We start from the raw sequence: 21,176 nt of genomic DNA, 5'->3' as shown, positions 1-21,176 counted from the left end.
CGCACCACTCAGAACGTCCGGTGGCCAACCCCCACCGGTCCGTAAAGGAAAAGGAAGAATCAGCATGGCTGCCACTGAGACCCTCGCCGCTGTCTCCGGTTCGCTCGGTTCCATCGGCTACGGCCTCGCCGCCATCGGCCCCGGCATCGGCGTCGGCATCGTCTTCGGTAACGGCACCCAGGCTCTGGCCCGTCAGCCCGAGGCTGCCGGCCTGATCCGTGCCAACCAGATCCTCGGCTTCGCCTTCTGTGAGGCGCTCGCCCTCATCGGCATCGTCATGCCGTTCGTTTACGGTCCGTGATCCAGCACCTCACTGACCACTTTCGACGAAAGGCATTGATGTGATCGCCAACCTCGTTCAGCTGGCGGCCGGGGAGGAGCAGAACCCGCTCGTTCCCCCGGGCCCCGAGCTGCTCGTCGGTACGATCGCCTTCGCCATCGTCTTCTTCTTCCTCGCCAAGAAGCTCCTCCCGAACATCAACAAGGTTCTGGAAGAGCGCCGCGAGGCCATCGAAGGCGGCATGGAGAAGGCCGAATCGGCCCAGATCGAGGCCCAGAGCGTGCTCGAGCAGTACAAGGCTCAGCTCGCCGAGGCCCGTCACGAGGCCGCACGTCTGCGCCAGGATGCGACCGAGCAGGGCACCGCGATCATCCAGGAGATGAAGGCGGAAGGCCAGCGGCAGCGCGAGGAGATCATCGCTGCCGGCCACGCTCAGATCGAGGCCGACCGCAAGGCCGCCGCTCAGGCGCTGCGCCAGGACGTCGGCACGCTCGCCACCGAGCTGGCCGGCAAGCTGGTCGGCGAGTCCCTCGAGGACCACGCCCGCCAGAGCCGCACCATCGACCGCTTCCTCGCTGAGCTCGAGGAGAAGGCCGAGGCTGCGCGATGAACGGAGCGAGCCGCGAGGCACTGGCTGCCGCACGTGAGCGTCTCGACGCGCTGACCGACAACACGTCGGTCGACGCGGCGAAGCTCGCCGAGGAGCTGGCCGCCGTTACCGCGCTGCTCAACCGCGAGGTGTCGCTGCGTCGGGTCCTGACCGACCCGGCGCAGACCGGTGAGGCCAAGGCCGAGCTGGTCACGCGACTGCTGAGCGGTCAGGTGGGCGGCGAGACCGTCGACCTGGTCTCCGGCATGGTCCGTTCCCGCTGGTCGCAGTCGCGGGACCTGGTGGACGCGGTCGAGGAGCTGGCGGCCACCGCCGACCTCATCGTCGCCCAGCAGGCCGGCGCACTGGACGACGTCGAGGACGAGCTGTTCCGGTTCGGCCGGATCGTCTCCTCCAGCACCGAGCTTCGGGCCGCGCTGACCGACCGCTCCGCGACGGCCTCCGCCAAGGGCGAGCTGCTGCGCAGCCTGCTCGGCGGCAAGGTCCACCCCGTCACCGAGCGTCTCGTGGTCCGACTCGTGACCGCGCCTCGGGGACGTAGCCTGGAAGCGGGACTCGAGTCCCTCTCCAAGCTCGCCGCGGCACGACGGAACCGGATGGTCGCCGTCGTCACCTCGGCGGTGCCGTTGACGGACGAGCAGAAGCGGCGCCTCGGAGCCGTACTCGCGAAGCTGTACGGCCGCGAGATGCACCTGAACCTCGACGTGGACCCCGAGGTCCTCGGCGGGATCTCGGTGCGCGTCGGCGACGAGGTCATCAACGGGACCATCGCGGAGCGCCTCGAAGAGGCGGCTCGGCGAGTGGCCGGCTGACCAGCCACCAACACAAGACGCATGACCAACGGCCCGTGTTGGGCCGTGCAGAGATTGCAGAAGATTCCTGGGGGTCGCCCCCAGACCCCCAAAGAAACTTCGGGCCCAACAAGGAGAGCAGGGAACCCAGATGGCGGAGCTCACGATCCGGCCGGACGAGATCCGGGACGCGCTGGAGAACTTTGTCCAGTCGTACAAGCCGGACGCGGCCTCGCGCGAGGAGGTCGGTACGGTCAGCCTGGCCGGCGACGGCATCGCGAAGGTCGAGGGTCTGCCCTCGGCCATGGCGAACGAGCTGCTGAAGTTCGAGGACGGCACCCTTGGTCTCGCCCTCAACCTCGAGGAGCGCGAGATCGGCGCGATCGTTCTCGGCGAGTTCAGCGGTATCGAGGAGGGTCAGTCGGTGCAGCGCACCGGCGAGGTCCTCTCCGTCGGTGTCGGCGAGGGCTACCTCGGCCGCGTTGTCGACCCGCTCGGCAACCCGATCGACGGCCTCGGCGAGATCGCGACCGAGGGCCGTCGCGCCCTCGAGCTGCAGGCCCCTGGCGTCATGCAGCGCAAGTCGGTCCACGAGCCCATGGAGACCGGCTACAAGGCCGTCGACGCCATGACCCCGGTCGGCCGTGGCCAGCGTCAGCTGATCATCGGTGACCGTCAGACCGGCAAGACCGCCCTGGCCGTCGACACGATCATCAACCAGCGCGACAACTGGCGCTCGGGCGACCCGAAGAAGCAGGTCCGCTGCATCTACGTCGCCATCGGCCAGAAGGGCTCCACCATCGCGTCCGTGCGCGGCGCGCTGGAGGAGGCCGGAGCGCTCGAGTACACGACGATCGTCGCCGCCCCGGCATCCGACCCGGCCGGCTTCAAGTTCCTGGCGCCGTACACCGGTTCGGCCATCGGCCAGCACTGGATGTACGACGGCAAGCACGTCCTCATCATCTTCGACGACCTGTCGAAGCAGGCCGACGCCTACCGCGCCGTGTCCCTGCTGCTGCGCCGCCCGCCGGGCCGTGAGGCCTACCCGGGTGACGTCTTCTACCTGCACTCCCGTCTGCTGGAGCGCTGCGCGAAGCTCTCCGACGACATGGGTGCCGGTTCGATGACCGGTCTGCCGATCGTCGAGACCAAGGCCAACGACGTGTCGGCGTTCATCCCGACCAACGTCATCTCCATCACGGACGGCCAGTGCTTCCTGGAGTCCGACCTGTTCAACGCCGGTCAGCGTCCGGCCCTGAACGTAGGTATTTCGGTCTCCCGTGTCGGTGGCTCCGCCCAGCACAAGGCCATGAAGCAGATCTCCGGCCGTCTGCGCGTGGACCTCGCCCAGTTCCGTGAGCTCGAGGCGTTCGCCGCCTTCGGTTCCGACCTGGACGCGGCCTCCAAGGCGCAGCTGGAGCGCGGTCAGCGCATGGTCGAGCTGCTCAAGCAGGCTCAGTACCAGCCGATGGCCACGGAGGACCAGGTCGTCTCCATCTGGGCCGGCACCACCGGCAAGATGGACGACGTTCCGGTCAAGGACATCCGTCGCTTCGAGTCCGAGCTGCTGGCGTTCCTCCGCCAGAACAACTCGGGCCTCATGAGCTCCATCCGTGAGGGCGGCAAGATGTCCGACGACACGCTGCAGGCCGTCGGTGACGCCATCGCGGAGTTCAAGAAGCAGTTCGAGACCTCTGACGGCAAGTTGCTCGGCGAGGAAGCTCCCGCTGCCGTCAACGTCTCGAAGTGACGACGGAAGGGACCTGACTCATGGGAGCGCAGCTCCGGGTCTACAAGCGTCGCATCAAATCCGTCACCGCGACGAAGAAGATCACCAAGGCGATGGAGATGATCGCCGCCTCGCGTGTCGTCAAGGCGCAGCGCAAGGTGCAGGCGTCCACTCCGTACGCGACCGAGCTCACGCGCGCGGTCACGGCGGTGGCCACGGGTGGCAATGACAAGCACCCGCTGACCACCGAGGCGGAGAACCCGACCCGTGCCGCGATCCTGCTCCTCACGAGCGACCGCGGTCTGGCCGGCGCCTTCAACTCCAACGCCATCAAGGCGGCGGAACAGCTGACGGCGAAGCTGGAGGGCGAGGGCCGCCAGGTCGACGTGTACGTCGTCGGCCGCCGCGGCATCGCGCACTACACCTTCCGTGAGCGCAAGCTGGCCGACTCGTGGACCGGCTTCACGGACCAGCCGGAGTACGGGGACGCCAAGAAGATCGCGGCTACGCTCATCGAGGCGATCGAGCGGGACACGGCCGAAGGCGGCGTGGACGAACTCCACATCGTCTACACCGAGTTCGTCTCGATGATGACGCAGACGGCGGTCGAGGCCCGGCTGCTGCCCCTCAGCCTCGACGAGGTGGCGAAGGAGGCGGGCGCCACGGACACGCTGCGTCCGCTGTACGACTTCGAGCCGTCGGCGGAGGACGTCCTCGACGCCCTGCTGCCGCGCTACGTCGAGAGCCGTATCTACAACGCGCTGCTCCAGTCGGCTGCTTCCAAGCACGCCGCCACGCGCCGCGCGATGAAGTCGGCGACCGACAACGCGGGTGAGCTGATCAACACGCTCTCCCGACTTGCCAACGCGGCCCGCCAGGCCGAAATCACCCAGGAAATCAGCGAGATCGTCGGTGGCGCGAGCGCCCTGGCCGACGCGACCGCGGGGAGTGACAAGTAATGACGACCACTGTTGAGACGGCCGCCGCCACGGGCCGCGTCGCCCGGGTCATCGGCCCGGTCGTCGACGTGGAGTTCCCCGTCGACGCGATGCCGGAGATCTACAACGCGCTGCACGTCGAGGTTGCCGACCCGGCCGAGGAAGGCGCCAAGAAGACGCTGACGCTCGAGGTTGCCCAGCACCTCGGCGAGGGTGTCGCGCGCACCATTTCCATGCAGCCCACCGACGGCCTGGTCCGCCAGGCGGTCGTGACGGACACCGGGGCGGGCATCACGGTGCCGGTCGGTGACGTCACCAAGGGCCGCGTGTTCAACACGCTGGGCCAGATCCTGAACGAGCCCGAGGCCGAGTCGGAGGTCAGCGAGCGCTGGTCCATCCACCGCAAGGCCCCGGCGTTCGACCAGCTCGAGTCCAAGACCGAGATGTTCGAGACCGGCCTGAAGGTCGTCGACCTTCTCACCCCGTACGTCAAGGGTGGAAAGATCGGTCTGTTCGGTGGCGCCGGTGTCGGCAAGACCGTCCTCATCCAGGAAATGATCATGCGTGTGGCGAAGCTGCACGAGGGCGTTTCCGTGTTCGCCGGCGTCGGTGAGCGCACGCGTGAGGGCAACGACCTCATCGCCGAAATGGAAGAGTCCGGCGTTCTGGACAAGACCGCGCTGGTCTTCGGCCAGATGGACGAGCCCCCGGGCACCCGTCTGCGCGTGGCCCTGGCCGGTCTGACCATGGCGGAGTACTTCCGCGATGTGCAGAAGCAGGACGTGCTGTTCTTCATCGACAACATCTTCCGCTTCACCCAGGCCGGTTCCGAGGTCTCCACGCTGCTGGGCCGTATGCCCTCCGCGGTGGGTTACCAGCCGAACCTTGCGGACGAGATGGGCATCCTGCAGGAGCGCATCACCTCGACCCGTGGTCACTCGATCACCTCGATGCAGGCGATCTACGTCCCCGCGGACGACCTGACCGACCCGGCCCCGGCCACCACCTTCGCCCACCTCGACGCGACGACGGTTCTCTCCCGTCCGATCTCCGAGAAGGGCATCTACCCGGCCGTGGACCCGCTGGACTCCACGTCCCGGATCCTGGACCCGCGTTACATCACGCAGGAGCACTACGACGCCGCCACGCGCGTCAAGGGGATCCTGCAGAAGTACAAGGACCTCCAGGACATCATCGCGATTCTCGGTATCGACGAGCTGGGCGAGGAGGACAAGCTCGTTGTCCACCGCGCCCGTCGTGTCGAGCGGTTCCTGTCCCAGAACACCCACGCGGCGAAGCAGTTCACCGGCGTGGACGGTTCGGACGTGCCGCTGGACGAGTCGATCGCCGCGTTCAACGCGATCTGCGACGGTGAGTACGACCACTTCCCCGAGCAGGCGTTCTTCATGTGCGGTGGCCTCGAGGACCTCAAGGCCAACGCCAAGGAGCTCGGCGTCTCCTGAGTCCCGTGACTCGTGGAAGGGGGCGGGTTCCGTCCCGCCCCCTTCTCCACGCCCCCGGGGGGTGAACCCCTGGAATCCCCGGTCGAAAGACCTGGGGCGGGCCCGTGCGTTCCGGCGCGCGGACCCCTACGCCGCATTTTCCGGGGGCAACCCCCGGACCCCCGGCCGAAAGACCTGGGGCGGGCCCGTGCGTTCCGGCGCGCGGACCCCTACTAGACTTATGACCCAACACCCGGCACGACCGCCGGGTGGTGACCCGAGGAGCCACCCTTGGCTGCTGAGCTGCACGTCGAGCTGGTCGCTGCCGACCGCCAGGTCTGGTCCGGCGAGGCCACCCTGGTTGTCGCGCGCACCACGTCCGGCGACATCGGCGTCATGCCCGGTCACCAGCCGCTGCTCGGTGTGCTGGAGTCGGGCCCGGTGACCATCCGTACGAGTGAGGGAACGGTCGTCGCCGCTGTGCACGGCGGCTTCATCTCCTTCTCCGACGACAAGCTCTCGCTGCTGGCGGAGATCGCCGAGCTGGCGGACGAGATCGACAAGCAGCGCGCCGAGCGTGCGCTGGAGCGTGCAAAGTCGGAGTCCGACGCCGCCGCCGAGCGGCGCGCCGACGTCCGGCTGCGCGCGCTGGCGGTGCGCTGAGCGCGCACCGCGCCGATGATCACCCTCAGCCGCGGCTCGGGCTGGACTTCTCCAGACCGGGTCGCGGCTGAGGCAATGCAGGTGCAGGTGCAGGTTGTATTCCGCTACGGGACGAAGCGAGGAGGTTGGTGGAGATGTTCCTCGCTCTGCTCGTGAGCGGCTTGGTCGTCGCACTGGTGGTGATCGGGCTCTTCGTCTTCGGCTTGCGCCGCAGGCTGATCCAGCGCTCGGGAGGCACCTTCGACTGCAGCCTGCGCTGGAACGTGCCGGAGGAGAAGGATCACTCCGGTAAGGGGTGGGTGTACGGGGTCGCTCGGTACAGCGGTGACCGGATCGAGTGGTTCCGTGTCTTCTCGTACGCGCCCCGCCCCCGCCGGCTGCTGGAGCGCGCCGCGATCGAGGTGGTCGCCCGACGGCTGCCGGAGGGCGAGGAGGAACTCGCGCTGCTCTCCGACTCGGTCATCCTCGGCTGTCTCCACCGCGGCACCCGCCTGGAACTGGCCATGAGCGAGGACGCGCTCACCGGCTTCCTCGCCTGGCTGGAGGCCGCGCCTCCTGGGCAGAGGGTCAACGTGGCGTGAGTCGGGTGAGCAGCGACGGCACAGCCGGCATCGCCCTGGTGGGGCCGGGGGAGTGCCTCGTGTGGTCCGCCGAGGCCCACTGGGTGCCCGGGCTGCTCGACCTGCTCGACGAGGGCGAGCGCGAGCGCTGTGCGCAGTTCCGCCGCGAGGAGCACCGGGGGCTGTATCTGACCGCCCATGTCCTGGCCCGCCGGGTCGTCGCCGCGCAGCTGGCCGTCGATCCGCGCGACGTGACCTTCGTACCCGTCTGCAAGCACTGCACCGAGCCGCAGGGCAGACCGCACGGCAAGCCGACCCTGCCGGGTACCCCACTGGAGCTCTCGCTGTCGCACTCGGGGCGCCGGGTGATGGTCGCGTTGACGACGGCCGGGCCGGTCGGGGTCGACATCGAGGAGATCACCGGGCAGACGGACCTGCCGCTCGATGTGCTCTCCGCGCCCGAGCGGGATGAGCTGGAACGGCTGCCCGTGGCGGAGCGGGGCGCGGCCTTCACCCGCTACTGGGCCCGTAAGGAAGCCGTGCTCAAGGCCACCGGCGAAGGACTGATGGTCGACCCGGCGACACTGACGGTGACCGCGCCCGCCGCGCCCGCGCGGCTCGTCGAGTGGCGGGAACGCCCCGAGCCGCACCTTCCGGTGCGGCTCGAGGACCTTGACGCGGGTGAGGACTACCGGGCGGCGGTCGCCGTCGTGGGGGACGACGACCGCGTCCAGGTGGTGCAGCACTCGGACGTACGGGTCCGAGAAGACCCGTGACCGCTATCCGAGGCCGCTGTTGATGGCGCTGACCAGTTCACCGTTCGCCGTGTCACCGGAGAACTCCCAGAAGAACGCGCCTCCCAGGCTCTGGTTCTTCGCCCAGCTCATCTTTCCGTTGATCGTCGACGGGGTGTCGTAGCTCCACCAGTTCGAGCCGCAGTGCGCGTACGCCGTACCCGCGACCGTGCCGTTCGCCGGGCAGGAGTTCCTCAGGACCTTGTAGTCCTCGATCCCCTGCTCGTACGTGCCGGGCGCCGGTCCGGTGGCCGTGCCGCCGGGTGCCGACTGGGTCACGCCCGTCCAGCCGCGGCCGTAGAAGCCGATGCCGAGGAGCAGCTTGCCGGCGGGGACGCCCTGGGCCTTGAGCTTGGCGATCGCGTCCGCGGAGGTGAAGCCCTGCTGCGGGATGCCGGTGTACGAGGTGAGCGGCGAGTGCGGGGCGGTCGGACCGTCCGCGTCGAAGGCGCCGAAGAAGTCGTACGTCATCACGTTGTACCAGTCGGCGTACTGCGCGGCGCCGGCGTAGTCGGTCTTCTCGATCTTGCCACCGCTGCTGGCGTCGGCCGTGATGGCGGCCGTGACCAGGTTGTTCGCACCGAACCTGGCACGCATGGCCTGCATCATGTTCTTGAACGCGGCCGGGCCGCTGCTGTCGCAGGACAGACCGCAGGCGTTGGGGTACTCCCAGTCCAGGTCGATGCCGTCGAACACATCGGCCCAGCGCGGGTCCTCGACCAGGTTGTAGCAGGAGTTGGCGAACGCGGTCGGGTTCGCCACGGCCTGCGGGAAGCCGCCGGACCAGGTCCAGCCGCCGAAGGACCACAGCACCTTGATGTTCGGGTACGCCCTCTTCAGCTTGCGCAGCTGGTTGAAGTTGCCGCGCAGCGGCTGGTCCCAGGTGTCGGCGACGCCGTCGACGGACTGGTCGGCCGTGTAGGCCTTGTCGTAGTCGGCGTAGGCGTCACCGATGGTGCACTGGCCGTTCTGGACGTTGCCGAAGGCGTAGTTGATGTGCGTGATCTTCGACGCGGAGCCGGAGGTCACCAGGTTCTTCACGTGGTAGTTGCGGCCGTAGACGCCCCAGTTGGTGAAGTAGCCCAGCTTGACCTTGCCGCCGCCGCCACCGCCGCCGCCGGTGGTGTGGACGGCGCGGGCGCCGCTGACGGGGCCCGTCTGGTCGGCCGTGTCACGGGCCTGGACGGTGTACGAGTAGTCCGTGCCGGCGGTCAGCCCGGTGTTGGTGTACGTGAGGCCGGTGACCGTCGCGATCTTCGTACCGTCGCGGAGGACGTCGTAGTTCTTGATCCCGTTGTCGTCGGTGGCCGCGGTCCAGCTCAGCGTCACGGAGGTGTCGGTGATGTTGCTCGCGGACGGGGTGCCGGGGGCGGACGGCGGGTTGTCGCCGGGGATGGTGCCGCCGTCGCAGGAGCCGCCGTTGAGCTTGCAGTTGGACGGTGAGCCGGGGCCCGCGCCGTTGAAGCCGAACGAGACGGAGGCGCCGGGGGCGAGGGTGCCGTTGTACGACTTGTTCCTGGCGGTCCAGTGGGTGCCGGAGCTGGTGACGTCGGCGTCCCAGGCGGAGGTGACGGACGTGCCGGAGGGGAAGTCCCACTCGACGGTCCAGGAGGAGATCGAGGTGGTGCCGGTGTTCTTCACCGTCCACTTGCCCTCGAAACCGGTTCCCCAGTCCTGGACCTTGGCGTAGGTGGCGGTGGCGGACGTGGCTGCCTCGGCGGGGGTCGCCAGGCCGACCATCGCGGCGAGGGGGAGCAGCAGGGCGGTGAGTCCCGCCGTCGCTCTGGATCTGAATCTGCTTCTGATGCGGGGGGTACTCGTGCTCAAGGGTGCTCCTCGAGTTGCGGACGGACAAAGCGGGGGGTCGGTCCGTGCACAGCACTCCGCGGGCTCACCGCGGCATGCCGTGCGGTGAGAGTAGGAAGGTCTGGACCAATCGTCAATAGGTCCAGACCAAAGTCGAACGAGGGTACGCGCCGAGCGCGCTCAGATCCCCAACTCCTGGGCAAGCACGGCTGCTTGGACCCTGCTCCGCAGTTCAAGCTTCCCCAGCAGCCGGCTCACATGCGTTTTCACGGTCGCCTCCGCCATCTCCAGCCGCACGGCGATCTCGGCGTTCGACAGCCCCTGCCCCAGGCAGGCCAGCACCTCACGCTCCCGCCGCGTCAGCGCGTCGAGCACCGCGGGGTCCGGCGCGTCCGGGGAGCGAACGGGCGTGCGCGCCGCGAACTCCGCGATCAGCCGCCGCGTCACGGCCGGAGCGATCAGCCCCTCGCCGCGCGCCACCGTCCGTACGGCCTCGATCAGATCCTTGGCGTTTGTGTTCTTCAGCAGAAAGCCCGCGGCCCCGGCGCGGAGCGCCCCGAAGACGTACTCGTCGAGATCGAACGTCGTCAGGACGAGAACGTCGGCGAGGCCCTCGCCGACGACCTGCCGCGTCGCCGACACCCCGTCGAGCCGGGGCATCTGCACATCCATCAGCACCAGATCCGGCCGCAGCTCCCGGGCCTGGCGCACCGCCTCCTCGCCGTCCGGGGCCTCTCCGACCACCTCGATGTCGGGGGCGCTGCCCAGGATGAGGACCAGCCCCGCCCGTACGGCGCTCTGGTCCTCCGCGACCAGGACGCGGATGACCCCGCTCATGCCGACGGCTCCCTGTCGTTCTCCACGGGCAGGACCGCCCGCACCTGCCACACCTTCGCCGGTCCGCCGGGCGGCCCCTCGACCGGACCTGCCTCGAACGTCCCGCCCAGCAGCGCCACCCGCTCCCGCATACCCACCAGACCGGCGCCGGAACCGGGCGCCCGCGGCCCCGGCCGGCTGCCGAACGGGCTGGTCACCGTCACCGTCAGCGCCTTCCCCGCCTTTTCCGCCGCCCCCGCGAGGCGCACCGCGACCTCGCCGGGATCCGCATGCTTCAGCGCGTTCGTCAGCGACTCCTGCACGATCCGGTACGCCGCGAGCTCGACCGGCGCCGGCAGGGCCGGGGCCTCGTTCCCACCCTCGGGCCTGGCGTCCTCCAGTACGAAGCGGAACCCGCCGGCCTCGCCGTTCGTGCGGGCCTTGGCGATCAGCGCGTCGAGCCCCGCGAGCGTGGGCGAGGCGGCCGGCTCCGCATCCCCGCTGCTGTCGCGCAGCAGTCCGATCAGCCGGCGCATCTCGGACAGGCCCGCCACGCTGTTCTCGCGGATGACCGTGAGCGCCTGCCGGGTGGTCGCCGGCTCGTCGAGGGAGAGCGCGGCGGTGGAGTGGATCGCGATCGCCGACAGATGGTTGGCGACCATGTCGTGCAGCTCGCGGGCCATCCGGGCGCGTTCAGCGGTCACCGCCTGCGTGCGGTCCATCTCGGCGAGCAGCGCGGTCTGCTCGGCGCGCAGCCGGGCCGCGTCGGCGGCGTCGCGGTGGTTGCGGACCAGCGCGCCGGTCGCGGCCGGGCCGAACGACACCAGTCCGACGAGCAGCCCGAGCAGCAGCGCGACGGGCTCCCGGAGCCACACCAGGAACCCGATCGTCGCCGCGACCGTGACCATCCCGGTCGTGTACGGGATACGACGGGCCGCGGCGGGCGTCCCGTACACGACGGCGGCGTACACGATGTCCGTGAACATCAGGGCCGTCGCGATGCTGCCCGGCGTGAACTGATCCGCGACGATCGCGACCGTGCCCACGACCAGCGCGGTCTGCGGCCTGGTCCGCCGCAGCAGCTCCATCGCCGCCATCACGACGAGCGGCCCCAGCGTCACCCAAGGACCGGACAGCGGGCGGCCGTCGTCCTTGGTGTGCACCCCGAGCGACCACAGGAGCAGACCGCCGGCGAGCCCGGCGGCTGCGATGAGGACATCGTCGCGGTGGGGGCGGGGGAGTCTCACGCCTTCATCCAACACGGTGCGGCGGGCCGCGACGTCCTCGTACCGGCCGATACGGCACTACATCGAACGATGCAGTCACGGTTCGTCACTGATGACGACGATCCACGGCGAGGGGGCCGGGAGCCTGGAGGGAACGAAGGGAGTACCGCCGTGATCGTCACGCTGATCGTGATCTGTGAGGTCGGCTTCTGGGTGCTGCTGGCCGCGGGGCTGGCCGTGCGCTATCTGCTCGGGATGCCGCGGGCGGGTCTCGCGCTGCTGCTGTGCGAGCCGCTGCTGGAGGTCGTGTTGCTGGTCGTCACGGCCCTCGACCTCAAGAACGGCGGCGAGCCGAGCTGGAAGCACGGTCTCGCCGCGCTCTACATCGGCTACACCGTCGGCCACGGCCATCGCACCATCAAGTGGCTCGACGGCCACGCCGCCCACCGTTTCGGGGGCGGCCCGCCGCCCGTGAAGCCGCCCCGCTACGGCATGGCCCGCGCCCGGCACGAGGTCCGCGTGTGGCTCGGCACGGCCGTGGCCGCCGCCGTCGCCACGGTGCTGCTCCAGATCGCGCTCCGGTACGTGGACGACCCGTCCAGGACCGGCCCTCTGACGATGTGGACGTACGGCGCGTGGCGGGCGGCGGGCATCCACGGCCTGATCGCGCTCAGCTACGCGATCTGGCCCAAGAGGGGGCCCCGGGAACCGTCAGCGCTCTCCGCCCGGCACCCGGAGGATGTCGCCGACCGCCTTGCTGGCCGTCCGGGCCAGGATGCTGTATTTCCCGGGGGGCCACCCCCGGACCCCCGGCAGGGGTCGGCGGGTGCCGGGTCAGCGCTCTCCGCCCGGCACCCAGAGGACGTCGCCGACCGCCTTGTTGGCCGTCCGGGCCAGAATGAACAGCAGGTCCGATAGCCGGTTGAGGTACGTCGCCGTCAGCGCGTTCATCGTCTCGCCGTGCACCTCCATCGCCGCCCACGTCGAGCGCTCCGCCCGGCGCACCACCGTGCACGCCTGGTGCAGCAGCGCCGCGCCGGGGGTGCCTCCGGGCAGGATGAAGGAGCGGAGCTTGTCCAGGTCCTCCAGGAAGCGGTCGCAGTCCGCCTCCAGCTTGTCGATGTACGACTGCTCCACCCGCAGCGGCGGGTACTTCGGGTCCGCCACGACGGGCGTCGAGAGATCCGCGCCGACGTCGAAGAGGTCGTTCTGGACCCGGACGAGGACCCTCACGACCTCCTCCGGCAGCCGGCCGAGCGCGATGGCCGTGCCGATGACCGCGTTGGCCTCGTTGGCGTCGGCGTACGCCGAGATGCGCAGATCCGTCTTGGCCGTGCGGCTCATGTCGCCGAGTGCCGTCGTGCCCTTGTCGCCGGTGCGCGTGTAGATGCGCGTCAGATTGACCATGTGGCCAGCCTAATTACGCCGCCGCCCGATCACGCGCCCGCCGTCCGGAAGACCCGTGTGCCCGCCGTCACCCCGAGCGCCGCGAAGCCGACCGCGACGAGCACCCCGTACAGCATCGGCGCCGTCGCGTACGCGCCGATGTACGCGTCCCGCATCGCGTCCACCAGGTACCGGAAGGGCATGACGTGCGACAGGGCGTCCAGCCAGCCGGGTGCCAGCGCCATCGGCAGCATCAGCCCGGACAGCAGCATCGACGGCATGGTCACCACGTTGACGACGGGTCCGAACTCGTGCGGCGTGGAGACCTTCATCGCCAGCGCGTACGACAGCGACGCGAGCGCGACCGTCAGCACGGCGAGGAAGCCGAAGCCGATGAGGATCCCGCCGAGCGGCGCCCGCAGCCCCATCACCAGCGCCGCCAGCACCAGCAGCACGGCCTGGAAGAGGAGGGCGGCGGCATCGCGCAGCACCCGGCCCAGGAGCAGCGCGAGCCGGCTGACGGGGGTGACCCGCATCCGCTCGACGACGCCCGTGTGCTTCTCGGCGATGATGGCGAACCCGGCGAACGAGGCACCGAACAACCCCAGTTGGAGCAGCAGGCCCGGCACCAGCATCTGCCAGGAGTCGCCCCGGGTGCCGAGCGGCAGGCCGGTGAGCAGCGGCCCGAAGAAGAACAGGTACAGCAGCGGCATCAGCACGCCGAAGAGCATCTGGAACCTGGAGCGCAGGGTCTGGCGGGCGTACCGGCCGAAGACCAGCGCGGTGTCGTGCATCAGCACAGGGAACTCCTAGGCGGCGACGGGTGCGGTGTCCACCGGCGCGGCACCGCGTCCGGTGATGGCGAGGAAGGCGTCCTGCAGGGAGGCGTCCGCCGACCCGGCGTACCGCTCCTTCAGCGCGGCCGGGGTGCCCTCGGCGACGACGGTGCCCTTGTCGATGACGACGAGCCGGTCGGACAGCTCGTCCGCCTCGTCGAGGTAGTGGGTGGTGAGGAACACGGTGGTGCCGTACGCGTCGCGCAGCTGACGCACCAGCTTCCACAGATCGGCGCGGCTGCCCTGGTCGAGTCCGGTGGTCGGCTCGTCGAGGAAGAGGACGTCGGGCCGGTGGGTGAGGGCCATCGCGATGTCGAGGCGGCGCCGCTGGCCCCCGGAGAGTGCGGCGCAGGGGCGGTCGAGGAGCTCGGCGAGGTCCAGGTCGCGCGCAAGATCCTCGGTGCGGGCGGCCGCATCGGCCTTCGAGAAGCGGTAGAGCCGGGCCTGGGTCACCAGCTCCTCGCGCATGGTGATGGCCGGGTCGACGCCGCCGGACTGGGCGACGTACCCGATCTTCTCCCGTACGCCGGCGGGGTCGGTGGTGAGGTCGCGGCCCGCGACGGTGGCGGTGCCGCCCGTCGGCGGCAGCAGCGTCGTGAGCATGCGCAGGGTCGTGGTCTTGCCCGCGCCGTTGGGGCCGAGGAAGCCGAGGATCTCGCCGCGCTCTGCGGTGAGGTCGGTGCCGCGGACCGCTTCGACGGGTCCGCTCTTCGTGGTGAACGTCCGGGTCAGGCCGGAGGTCGTGAGGACTGCCATGCTCCAAGAAAAACAGAGGCACTGAAAATTTGCAACGACTCCAAAAATCAAGAATGCCCAATGAGGGCTACGATGAAGGCATGGCTGAGGGGCTCAGGGAGCGGAAGAAGCGTCAGACCAGGCAGCACATCTCGGACGTGGCCACCGGTCTCTTCGTCGAGCGCGGCTTCGACGCGGTGACGGTCGCGGAGATCGCCCAGGCCGCCGATGTCTCCGTGAACACCGTCTACAACTACTTCCCGGCCAAGGAGGACCTCTTCTTCGACCGTGAACCCGGACTCGTCGACCGGCTCGCGCGCTGGGTCCGCGCACGGGAAGCGGGGGAGTCGGCGGCCGCAGCCGTGCTGCGCGAGCTGCGCGCCGAGGTGGAGGCCGTGTCCCCACAGGTCGGCCTGATGGACGGATACGACCGTTTCCTCCGCGTCATCCACGGCGCCTCCACCCTCCAGTCGCGGGTGCTGACCTTCCAGCGGCAGATCGTCGAGAGCCTCGCCCGGACCCTGCGCGAGGAGACCGGCGCCGCCCCCGGCGACCCGATGCCGTCCCTGATGGCGGGTCAGATCAACTGGGTCTACGAGACCGTGATGGGCGTCATCGGCCGGGAGATGATGGCCGGCCGCAGGCCCGTCGAGGTGTCCCGGGAGGTCCTCGGTCTCATCGACCAGATGGAGGATCTGCTCAGCGAGCGGGTCCTCGGCTATGCGGTCCGGCTCACCTGACGGCCCGTACCGGTGTGATGTCCGTCATCTGAGACGTGACGCGCATCTCTTCACCGCCACACGGCCGCTCACGGGCGCTAACCTCCGGCAGAGATCCGATAGGTAAACGTGTGTTAAGGGGTGCAGCAGTGGCCGGGAAGCTCGCCGTCATCGGGGCCGGACTCATGGGGTCCGGAATCGCGCAGGTCTCCGCTCAGGCGGGCTGGGACGTCGTCCTGCGTGACGTCACCGATGCGGCCCTGACGCGCGGCACCGACGGCATCAAGGCCTCGTACGACAAGTTCGTCGCCAAGGGCAAGCTCGAAGCTGCGGACGCCGAGGCGGCGTTGGCGCGCATCACCACGACCACCGACCTGGACGCGGTCGCCGACGCGGACATCGTCGTCGAGGCCGTGTTCGAGAAGCTCGAGGTCAAGCACGAGATCTTCCGGGCCCTCGACAAGCTCGTACGGGACGACGCGGTCCTCGCCTCCAACACCTCCGCCATCCCGATCACGAAGATCGCGGCCGTGACGGAGCGTCCGGAGCGCGTCGTCGGCGCCCACTTCTTCTCGCCCGTCCCGATGATGCAGCTCTGCGAACTCGTCCGCGGCTACAAGACCAGCGACGAAACCCTCGCCACCACGCGTGAGTTCGCCGAGTCGGTCGGCAAGACCTGCATCGTCGTCAACCGCGACGTCGCCGGTTTCGTCACCACCCGCCTCATCTCGGCGCTCGTCGTCGAGGCCGCGAAGCTGTACGAATCGGGCGTCGCGACCGCGGAGGACATCGACATCGCCTGCAAGCTCGGCTTCGGTCACGCCATGGGCCCGCTGGCCACCGCCGACCTGACCGGTGTCGACATCCTGCTGCACGCCACCAGCAACATCTACACCGAGTCGCAGGACGAGAAGTTCGCGCCGCCGGAGCTGATGCGCCGGATGGTTGACGCCGGTGACATCGGGCGCAAGAGCGGGCAGGGCTTCTACAAGCACTGATCGTCGCGCCGGTCGTGCGCGGACCCGTGCCGACCGTACGGGCCTGCGCACTATCACCCCACAGGGTGAATTCGGTATCGGTTCGCTTACAGGCGGCAACTTCTCCGCCCGTACGGCAGTCAGTTGTTGCACAAAGAGACCGCGCGAGCACGGAGCACGGCCGGCAGCCGCAACAGAAGCAGCAGCAGAACACCTGACGGACAAAAGCACTCTCGGGGAGCGCATATGCACATCAGGGGCGACCACGCCGAGCTGGTCGTCGGGGGCCGCCTCGACGTACGCAGCGCGGCGGACGCCCGCACCGTCCTGCACTCGGCCGTCGACGACGGAGTCGGCGACCTGGTGCTCGACCTGACCGACCTGGACTCCTGGGACGCCACCGGACTCGGTGTCATCATGGGCGCCCACCGGCGGGCGGGCCGCTGCGGCCGACGGCTCGTCCTGCGCGGCGTACCCCCGCAGATGCAGCGCCTTCTGGTGGCCACCCGACTGCACCGGATCCTGGCCATCGAGGGCGGAATCGCCGCAGAGTCCCTGCCTCGGGTCTGAACGGACCACACCGGCAGGGACGCACAATCCTCACGAGATTGTGACGTCCTGGGCGGCCCGGCACCCCGGCTGTTCCCGGATACTCGGCGAAGGTCTAGGGTGCGGTCGCCTGCCGATTCACATACCCATTGCGGCGGGCACCGGACCAGAAGCGACAGCGGAGCGTGCAGACAGGCCGGGAGGGGCTTCCGCACGAGACGCCATCTGGGGGCTTTGACCTATGGACCCGATGAACCGGGGCCCGGAAGAGTACGGCCACGACAACGACCGCTTCGACGACGGCGAGCGCGAGCGCGACGGCGCCGCTGTGCAGCGGCCGCCGCGCGACGCGGTGACGGTGACTCCCGAGTTCGCTCAGAAGACGCCCGTGCCCGCCCGCACGGCCCGCATCGTCTCCGGTGACCTCCTGCTCACCGTCAACCCCGTCGACGGCAGCGAAATAGAGCCCTGCCCGCCGGGACAGCGGCCCACCGCGCCCGCGCGGCACAGCACAGCCGAGCGCAAGGAGCTGCGCCGGGCCGGCCGGCCGCCGGTGCCGCCGGGGCCCGCAGCCCCTCCGCTGCCGCTCCTGGAGCGCGAGGAGGAGCGCGAGCGGCTCCTACGCCTCCTCGGGCGCGGCCGATCGGTCCGGCTCACCGGGCCCGCCGGTTCCGGCCGCACCACCCTGCTCGACATCGTTGCCGCCCAGTGCACGGACCTCGCGCCCGACGGCGTCGTACGCGTCTCCGGCCACCACCGCACGCCCACCGAGCTGCTGTACGAGCTCTTCGCCGCCGTACACAGCGCGCCGCAGCACCGCCCCGACCGGTCGGGACTGCTCGAACTGGTCCGTGGCATCGGCGCCGTCGTCATCGTCGACGACCTCGAATTCGGTGGCAGCGCGCTCGACGAGCTGCTCGACGCCACGCCCGAATGCGCCTTCCTGCTCGCCGCGACGCCCGATGTCAGCGCGCCGTCACCCGACTCCCACCTCGAAGAGGTGTTCCTCAAGGGACTTGGCCGCAGCGCCGCGCTGCAGCTGCTCGAGCGGGCCGTGGAGCGGTCGCTCACCGACGAGGAGGCGAACTGGGCTGGTGACCTCTGGTTCGAGTCGGAGGGGCTGCCGCTGCGCTTCGTCCAGGCGGGAGCACTGCTGCGGCAGCGTGACGCGCTGCGCGTCCCGGACGCGGAGCCGGACCCGGACGACGACGGCGACAACGTCTTCGCCGACGGCCACGACGCACCGCTGCCGACGCTCGGGGAGGGCGCGGCGCCCGCCGCGCTGCTCGCCTCACGGCTCAGCGAATCGGCGCGCGACGCACTGCGGTTCGCTGTCGCGCTCGGCGGCGAAGTGCCGCACCAGGCCCATCTGCCGGCGCTCGTCGGGGACACGCACGCGGACGCCGCCCTCGGCGAGCTGACGAGCTGTGGGCTGCTCACGCCGGTGGGCTCGCGCTACCGGCTGGCGGCAGGGGTCGCCGCGCAACTGGAGGCCGCGGGGTACGGCGAGGGTGCGGTGGAGCGCGCCCACACGGCCGCTCAGCACTACGCCTGGTGGGCCGGCCACGCCTCGGTCTCGCCCGAGCGGGCCGCGGCCGAGGCGGACGCCGTCCTCGCGTCCATGGCCGCACTGGTGCCGGGGCGCGATCCGGGACACCCGAGCGCCGCCGTGCTGCTCGCCCGCAGTGCCGCGCCCGCCTTCGCGTCCGGACTGCACTGGGGCGCCTGGGAGCGGGCCCTGCGGACCGGGCAGGAGGCGGCCCGTATCTCGGGCGAGGTCGCCGAAGAGGCGTACTTCCACCACGAACTCGGCGTACTTGCGCTGTGCGCGGGGAACCTGGACCGGGCGCGCGCGGAGCTCGAAGCCTCCATCGCGATGCGCGGCGCGCTCGCCGACAAGCGCGGAACGGTCGCCGGGCGGCGGGCCCTCGCGCTCGTCGCCGACCGCGCGGGTGGTCTCGTCCCCGGCGGGCGCACGCCCGCGGCCGAGGAGGTACCGGCCGCGCGCCACGAGGAGTCGGCGTCCCCGCTCGGAGGAATCCCCGCGATCGTGCCACGGGAGGAGCCCCTGGTCACCCGCAGCGACACAGCGGAGCCCCTGGCCACGAAGCTCCGTCGCACGGTCCTCACGGGCGCCCGCCGCAATGTGGTCGCTGCCGGCGCAGGAGCGCTGCTGGCCGCGGTCCTCGGCACGGTGGTGACCCTCGGCGCGACGTCCAACCCCGAAGACCCCGCGGACCGGGTGACGAACGAGCAGTCGGCGAACGAGGACGACGGCGAGGACGGCCTGAATGCCGACGAGCCGACCCAGGCCTCCACGAACCGGCCCTCGGGCGCCCCCGCCCCCAGCAATTCCAGCACGCCCACGGACTCGGGTGCGTCGGACACTCCCGCCGCCCCGGCCCCGACGACCCCCACCGACGACCCGACGGACACGGGCCGCCCGACCTCGCCGGGGAGCCCGCGCCCGACGACGAGCCCGACCCCGAAGCCGACGCAGACGCCGCCGAGGCCCACGGGCAGCACGCCGACGCCCACCCCGACCACGCCGACCACCCCGCCGACCTCGACGACACCCACGCCTACCGAGACCTCCACCACCGGCGGTTCGAACAGCCTCAGCAACTCCGCCTCCGCCTCCCTGTCGACAGCTCCCTCCAGCAGCGAGTCCGCCACCGTCTGAGGCACTGAGGCACCCGTACAACGGGTACGGCCCCGGGCGCGCTCCTCGCGCACCCGGGGCCGTAGCCGTGCTTCCGCGGCCGCCCTAGAACAGCCGGAGCTTGTCGTCCTCGATGCCGCGCAGGGCTTCGTAGTCCAGGACCACGCAGCCGATGCCGCGGTCCGTCGCCAGCACGCGGGCCTGGGGCTTGATCTCCTGGGCCGCGAAGAGGCCGCGGACCGGGGCGAGATGGGGATCGCGGTTCAGGAGTTCCAGGTAGCGCGTGAGCTGCTCGACGCCGTCGATCTCGCCGCGGCGCTTGATCTCGACCGCCACCGTCGCGCCGTCGGCGTCGCGGCACAGGATGTCCACCGGGCCGATCGCCGTGGGGTACTCGCGGCGGATCAGGCTGTAGCCCTCGCCGAGTGTCTCGATCCGATCCGCCAGGAGCTCCTGGAGGTGTGCTTCCACGCCGTCCTTGATGAGGCCCGGGTCGACGCCCAGTTCATGGGACGAGTCGTGGAGGATCTCCTCCATCGTGATGATCAGTTTCTCGCCCGCCTTGTTCACCACGGTCCAGACCTTGTCGTCCCCCTCCTTCAGCGTGCAGGGAGGGGACATCCAGTTCAGTGGTTTGTACGCCCGGTCGTCCGCGTGGATGGAGACGCTGCCGTCGGCCTTGACCAGGATCAGCCGGGGGGCGGAGGGCAGGTGGGCGGTGAGCCGGCCCGCGTAGTCGACGGAGCAGCGGGCGATGACGAGACGCATGGTCGGCAACGCTACTCGACGGACCCCGGTCCGCGCGATTCGCGCTCGTCACCGCGGGCGGCCGTGGCCGAGACCCTTCGGGTCGCCCCTCTTGTCCGCAATCGTTATTGGCCGGTTGTGTTCCCATTCTCCTGGTGCAGGCCAGACAGCACGCCTAACGTGGAAGCAGGAGGTTGTCGGCCGTGCACTCTGCGTCGTCGTAATCGACGGTGCTCAGTCATGCCCGGCGCCCTCCTTCCCTGCCCGTAAGACCCCGGCCTCCGGGGTCGCGAGAGGAGAACCCATGTCGCTCGACGTCTCACCGGCGCTGTTGGAACAGGCCGAGCGAGGCGAGGTCGACGAAGCTGCATTCGTCGACTGCGTCCGGACCTCCCTGCCCTACGCATGGGAGATGATCAGTTCTCTGGTGGCTCAGCTGAAGGTGGACGGCGGCGAGTTCGCCGACAACCAGACGCCGCCGCCGGACGAGCAGGCACGTGGTCAGCTGTTGCGCGCGCTCGCGAGTGACGCCATCCGGGGGGCCCTGCAGCGGCACTTCGGTGTACGGCTCGCATTCCAGAACTGCCACCGCGTCGCGGTGTTCCCGCTGGACCCCTCGGTGGACGAGCGGCTCGCCCGCTTCACTTCCGTAAGGGCCCAGCTGCTCAATCAGTCGCCCGAACTGCGCGACTGCTGATGTCTTTTGCTGCCGCTCCGCATCACCGGAACCATCCCCTTGAGCACGGATGCCGGGGCGGCAGCATTCGCCGGAACGACGGGCCGGCGCGGGGAGTGGGGGGGGGGGGGGGGAGGGGGTGGAAGAGGCTAGCGGAAATGCTGGAGGGGGCCACGCCCGCATCAACAGGAGATGGCCCACCGTTTTGCCAGCTTTCCCGGAGACCTCACAAAG

At 70.0% G+C, this 21,176-nt stretch carries 21 protein-coding genes and 1 pseudogene; 15 read left to right on the top strand and 7 right to left on the bottom strand.

Annotated features, from left to right (window positions below):
• Positions 1-64 precede the first annotated feature (64 nt).
• From atpE to ACFV9O_RS18360, 9 genes are all read left to right on the top strand, one after another.
• Entirely contained in the window at positions 65-301 is a 237-nt protein-coding gene (atpE, locus tag ACFV9O_RS18400; protein WP_109295689.1) for an ATP synthase F0 subunit C, read from the top strand.
• Between the two features lie 40 nt (positions 302-341).
• Positions 342-890 (top strand): F0F1 ATP synthase subunit B, encoded by a 549-nt coding sequence (locus ACFV9O_RS18395; RefSeq protein WP_385418897.1) that lies wholly within the window; start codon positions 342-344, stop codon positions 888-890.
• The gene (locus ACFV9O_RS18390; RefSeq protein ID WP_385418895.1) at positions 887-1,702 is read left to right on the top strand and encodes a F0F1 ATP synthase subunit delta; all 816 of its coding nucleotides are present in this window, start codon (positions 887-889) and stop codon (positions 1,700-1,702) included. Before ACFV9O_RS18395 ends, ACFV9O_RS18390 begins: the two co-directional genes overlap by 4 nt.
• 130 nt (positions 1,703-1,832) lie before the next feature.
• Positions 1,833-3,431, top strand: a complete 1,599-nt coding sequence (gene atpA / locus ACFV9O_RS18385; RefSeq protein WP_385418892.1) for a F0F1 ATP synthase subunit alpha — start codon at positions 1,833-1,835, stop codon at positions 3,429-3,431.
• Between the two features lie 20 nt (positions 3,432-3,451).
• Complete coding sequence (locus ACFV9O_RS18380; RefSeq protein ID WP_385418888.1) at positions 3,452-4,369, top strand: F0F1 ATP synthase subunit gamma; 918 nt, start codon at positions 3,452-3,454, stop codon at positions 4,367-4,369.
• Positions 4,369-5,811: a F0F1 ATP synthase subunit beta gene (gene atpD, locus ACFV9O_RS18375; RefSeq protein WP_385418886.1), complete on the top strand. Its 1,443-nt coding sequence runs from the start codon at positions 4,369-4,371 to the stop codon at positions 5,809-5,811. The genes ACFV9O_RS18380 and atpD overlap by 1 nt, the downstream gene beginning before the upstream one ends.
• A gap of 270 nt (positions 5,812-6,081) precedes the next feature.
• Positions 6,082-6,453 carry a F0F1 ATP synthase subunit epsilon gene (locus tag ACFV9O_RS18370; protein ID WP_385418883.1) on the top strand — a complete coding sequence of 124 codons (372 nt, stop codon included), beginning with the start codon at positions 6,082-6,084 and terminating at the stop codon, positions 6,451-6,453.
• 134 nt (positions 6,454-6,587) lie between these two features.
• Positions 6,588-7,034: a DUF2550 domain-containing protein gene (locus ACFV9O_RS18365; RefSeq protein WP_385418880.1), complete on the top strand. Its 447-nt coding sequence runs from the start codon at positions 6,588-6,590 to the stop codon at positions 7,032-7,034.
• Between the two features lie 5 nt (positions 7,035-7,039).
• Positions 7,040-7,789: a 4'-phosphopantetheinyl transferase family protein gene (locus ACFV9O_RS18360; RefSeq protein ID WP_385418878.1), complete on the top strand. Its 750-nt coding sequence runs from the start codon at positions 7,040-7,042 to the stop codon at positions 7,787-7,789.
• Between the two features lie 3 nt (positions 7,790-7,792).
• Here ACFV9O_RS18360 and ACFV9O_RS18355 read toward each other — a convergent pair whose 3' ends face one another.
• The 3 genes from ACFV9O_RS18355 to ACFV9O_RS18345 all read right to left on the bottom strand — a co-directional run bounded on the left by ACFV9O_RS18355 (position 7,793) and on the right by ACFV9O_RS18345 (position 11,676).
• Positions 7,793-9,634 (bottom strand): glycosyl hydrolase family 18 protein, encoded by a 1,842-nt coding sequence (locus ACFV9O_RS18355; protein ID WP_385418876.1) that lies wholly within the window; start codon positions 9,632-9,634, stop codon positions 7,793-7,795.
• 159 nt (positions 9,635-9,793) lie between these two features.
• A complete protein-coding gene (locus ACFV9O_RS18350; protein WP_385418873.1) occupies positions 9,794-10,450 on the bottom strand; it encodes a response regulator in 657 nt (218 codons plus the stop codon).
• Positions 10,447-11,676 carry a sensor histidine kinase gene (locus ACFV9O_RS18345; RefSeq protein ID WP_385418868.1) on the bottom strand — a complete coding sequence of 410 codons (1,230 nt, stop codon included), beginning with the start codon at positions 11,674-11,676 and terminating at the stop codon, positions 10,447-10,449. The genes ACFV9O_RS18350 and ACFV9O_RS18345 overlap by 4 nt, the downstream gene beginning before the upstream one ends.
• 150 nt (positions 11,677-11,826) lie before the next feature.
• On the opposite strand from ACFV9O_RS18345, the pseudogene ACFV9O_RS18340 reads away from it, so the two are divergent.
• A pseudogene (locus ACFV9O_RS18340) lies at positions 11,827-12,420 on the top strand (hypothetical protein); the annotation flags it as partial.
• Between the two features lie 69 nt (positions 12,421-12,489).
• On the opposite strand, the gene ACFV9O_RS18335 reads toward ACFV9O_RS18340, so the two are convergent.
• Genes ACFV9O_RS18335 through ACFV9O_RS18325 form a run of 3 tightly spaced genes read right to left on the bottom strand, consistent with a single transcriptional unit; the run spans position 12,490 to position 14,633 of the window.
• Positions 12,490-13,062, bottom strand: coding sequence for a cob(I)yrinic acid a,c-diamide adenosyltransferase (locus ACFV9O_RS18335; RefSeq protein ID WP_385418866.1), 573 nt, complete (start codon positions 13,060-13,062; stop codon positions 12,490-12,492).
• Between the two features lie 29 nt (positions 13,063-13,091).
• Entirely contained in the window at positions 13,092-13,841 is a 750-nt protein-coding gene (locus ACFV9O_RS18330) for an ABC transporter permease (RefSeq protein WP_385418864.1), read from the bottom strand.
• 9 nt (positions 13,842-13,850) lie between these two features.
• Positions 13,851-14,633, bottom strand: a complete 783-nt coding sequence (locus tag ACFV9O_RS18325; RefSeq protein WP_385418861.1) for an ABC transporter ATP-binding protein — start codon at positions 14,631-14,633, stop codon at positions 13,851-13,853.
• A gap of 80 nt (positions 14,634-14,713) precedes the next feature.
• Here ACFV9O_RS18325 and ACFV9O_RS18320 point away from each other — a divergent pair, with 80 nt between their 5' ends.
• From ACFV9O_RS18320 to ACFV9O_RS18305, 4 genes are all read left to right on the top strand, one after another.
• Positions 14,714-15,352: a TetR/AcrR family transcriptional regulator gene (locus tag ACFV9O_RS18320; protein WP_385418859.1), complete on the top strand. Its 639-nt coding sequence runs from the start codon at positions 14,714-14,716 to the stop codon at positions 15,350-15,352.
• 128 nt (positions 15,353-15,480) lie between these two features.
• Positions 15,481-16,329 carry a 3-hydroxyacyl-CoA dehydrogenase family protein gene (locus tag ACFV9O_RS18315; RefSeq protein ID WP_385418857.1) on the top strand — a complete coding sequence of 283 codons (849 nt, stop codon included), beginning with the start codon at positions 15,481-15,483 and terminating at the stop codon, positions 16,327-16,329.
• A gap of 225 nt (positions 16,330-16,554) precedes the next feature.
• Positions 16,555-16,878, top strand: coding sequence for an STAS domain-containing protein (locus ACFV9O_RS18310; RefSeq protein ID WP_041984301.1), 324 nt, complete (start codon positions 16,555-16,557; stop codon positions 16,876-16,878).
• A gap of 220 nt (positions 16,879-17,098) precedes the next feature.
• On the top strand, positions 17,099-19,540 hold the full coding sequence (locus ACFV9O_RS18305) for an ATP-binding protein (protein WP_385418855.1): 2,442 nt from the start codon (positions 17,099-17,101) through the stop codon (positions 19,538-19,540).
• An 84-nt stretch (positions 19,541-19,624) separates the two neighbouring features.
• On the opposite strand, the gene nucS is transcribed toward ACFV9O_RS18305, so the two are convergent.
• Positions 19,625-20,287, bottom strand: coding sequence for an endonuclease NucS (nucS, locus tag ACFV9O_RS18300; RefSeq protein ID WP_385418852.1), 663 nt, complete (start codon positions 20,285-20,287; stop codon positions 19,625-19,627).
• 283 nt (positions 20,288-20,570) lie between these two features.
• Between nucS and ACFV9O_RS18295 the strand changes: the two genes are divergently transcribed.
• Positions 20,571-20,963, top strand: coding sequence for an SCO5389 family protein (locus ACFV9O_RS18295; protein WP_385418850.1), 393 nt, complete (start codon positions 20,571-20,573; stop codon positions 20,961-20,963).
• The last annotated feature ends 213 nt before the right edge of the window (positions 20,964-21,176 follow it).

The organism is Streptomyces sp. NPDC059909 (assembly GCF_042730885.1).
In the GTDB taxonomy this organism is placed as follows: domain Bacteria; phylum Actinomycetota; class Actinomycetes; order Streptomycetales; family Streptomycetaceae; genus Streptomyces.
Note: the sequence above shows the minus strand (reverse complement) of the source record. Positions and strands in the feature narration are given on the sequence as shown.

Bases quoted from the DNA above. Each gene is read 5' to 3' on its own strand.
- ACFV9O_RS18380 (WP_385418888.1), top strand. From the start codon at position 3,452: ATGGGAGCGCAGCTCCGGGTCTACAAGCGTCGCATCAAATCCGTCACC.
- ACFV9O_RS18365 (WP_385418880.1), top strand. From the start codon at position 6,588: ATGTTCCTCGCTCTGCTCGTGAGCGGCTTGGTCGTCGCACTGGTGGTG.
- ACFV9O_RS18295 (WP_385418850.1), top strand. From the start codon at position 20,571: ATGTCGCTCGACGTCTCACCGGCGCTGTTGGAACAGGCCGAGCGAGGC.
- ACFV9O_RS18350 (WP_385418873.1), bottom strand. From the start codon at position 10,450: ATGAGCGGGGTCATCCGCGTCCTGGTCGCGGAGGACCAGAGCGCCGTA.
- ACFV9O_RS18320 (WP_385418859.1), top strand. From the start codon at position 14,714: ATGGCTGAGGGGCTCAGGGAGCGGAAGAAGCGTCAGACCAGGCAGCAC.
- atpD (WP_385418886.1), top strand. From the start codon at position 4,369: ATGACGACCACTGTTGAGACGGCCGCCGCCACGGGCCGCGTCGCCCGG.
- ACFV9O_RS18325 (WP_385418861.1), bottom strand. From the start codon at position 14,633: ATGGCAGTCCTCACGACCTCCGGCCTGACCCGGACGTTCACCACGAAG.
- ACFV9O_RS18335 (WP_385418866.1), bottom strand. From the start codon at position 13,062: ATGGTCAATCTGACGCGCATCTACACGCGCACCGGCGACAAGGGCACG.
- nucS (WP_385418852.1), bottom strand. From the start codon at position 20,287: ATGCGTCTCGTCATCGCCCGCTGCTCCGTCGACTACGCGGGCCGGCTC.
- atpA (WP_385418892.1), top strand. From the start codon at position 1,833: ATGGCGGAGCTCACGATCCGGCCGGACGAGATCCGGGACGCGCTGGAG.
- ACFV9O_RS18310 (WP_041984301.1), top strand. From the start codon at position 16,555: ATGCACATCAGGGGCGACCACGCCGAGCTGGTCGTCGGGGGCCGCCTC.
- ACFV9O_RS18305 (WP_385418855.1), top strand. From the start codon at position 17,099: ATGGACCCGATGAACCGGGGCCCGGAAGAGTACGGCCACGACAACGAC.
- atpE (WP_109295689.1), top strand. From the start codon at position 65: ATGGCTGCCACTGAGACCCTCGCCGCTGTCTCCGGTTCGCTCGGTTCC.
- ACFV9O_RS18390 (WP_385418895.1), top strand. From the start codon at position 887: ATGAACGGAGCGAGCCGCGAGGCACTGGCTGCCGCACGTGAGCGTCTC.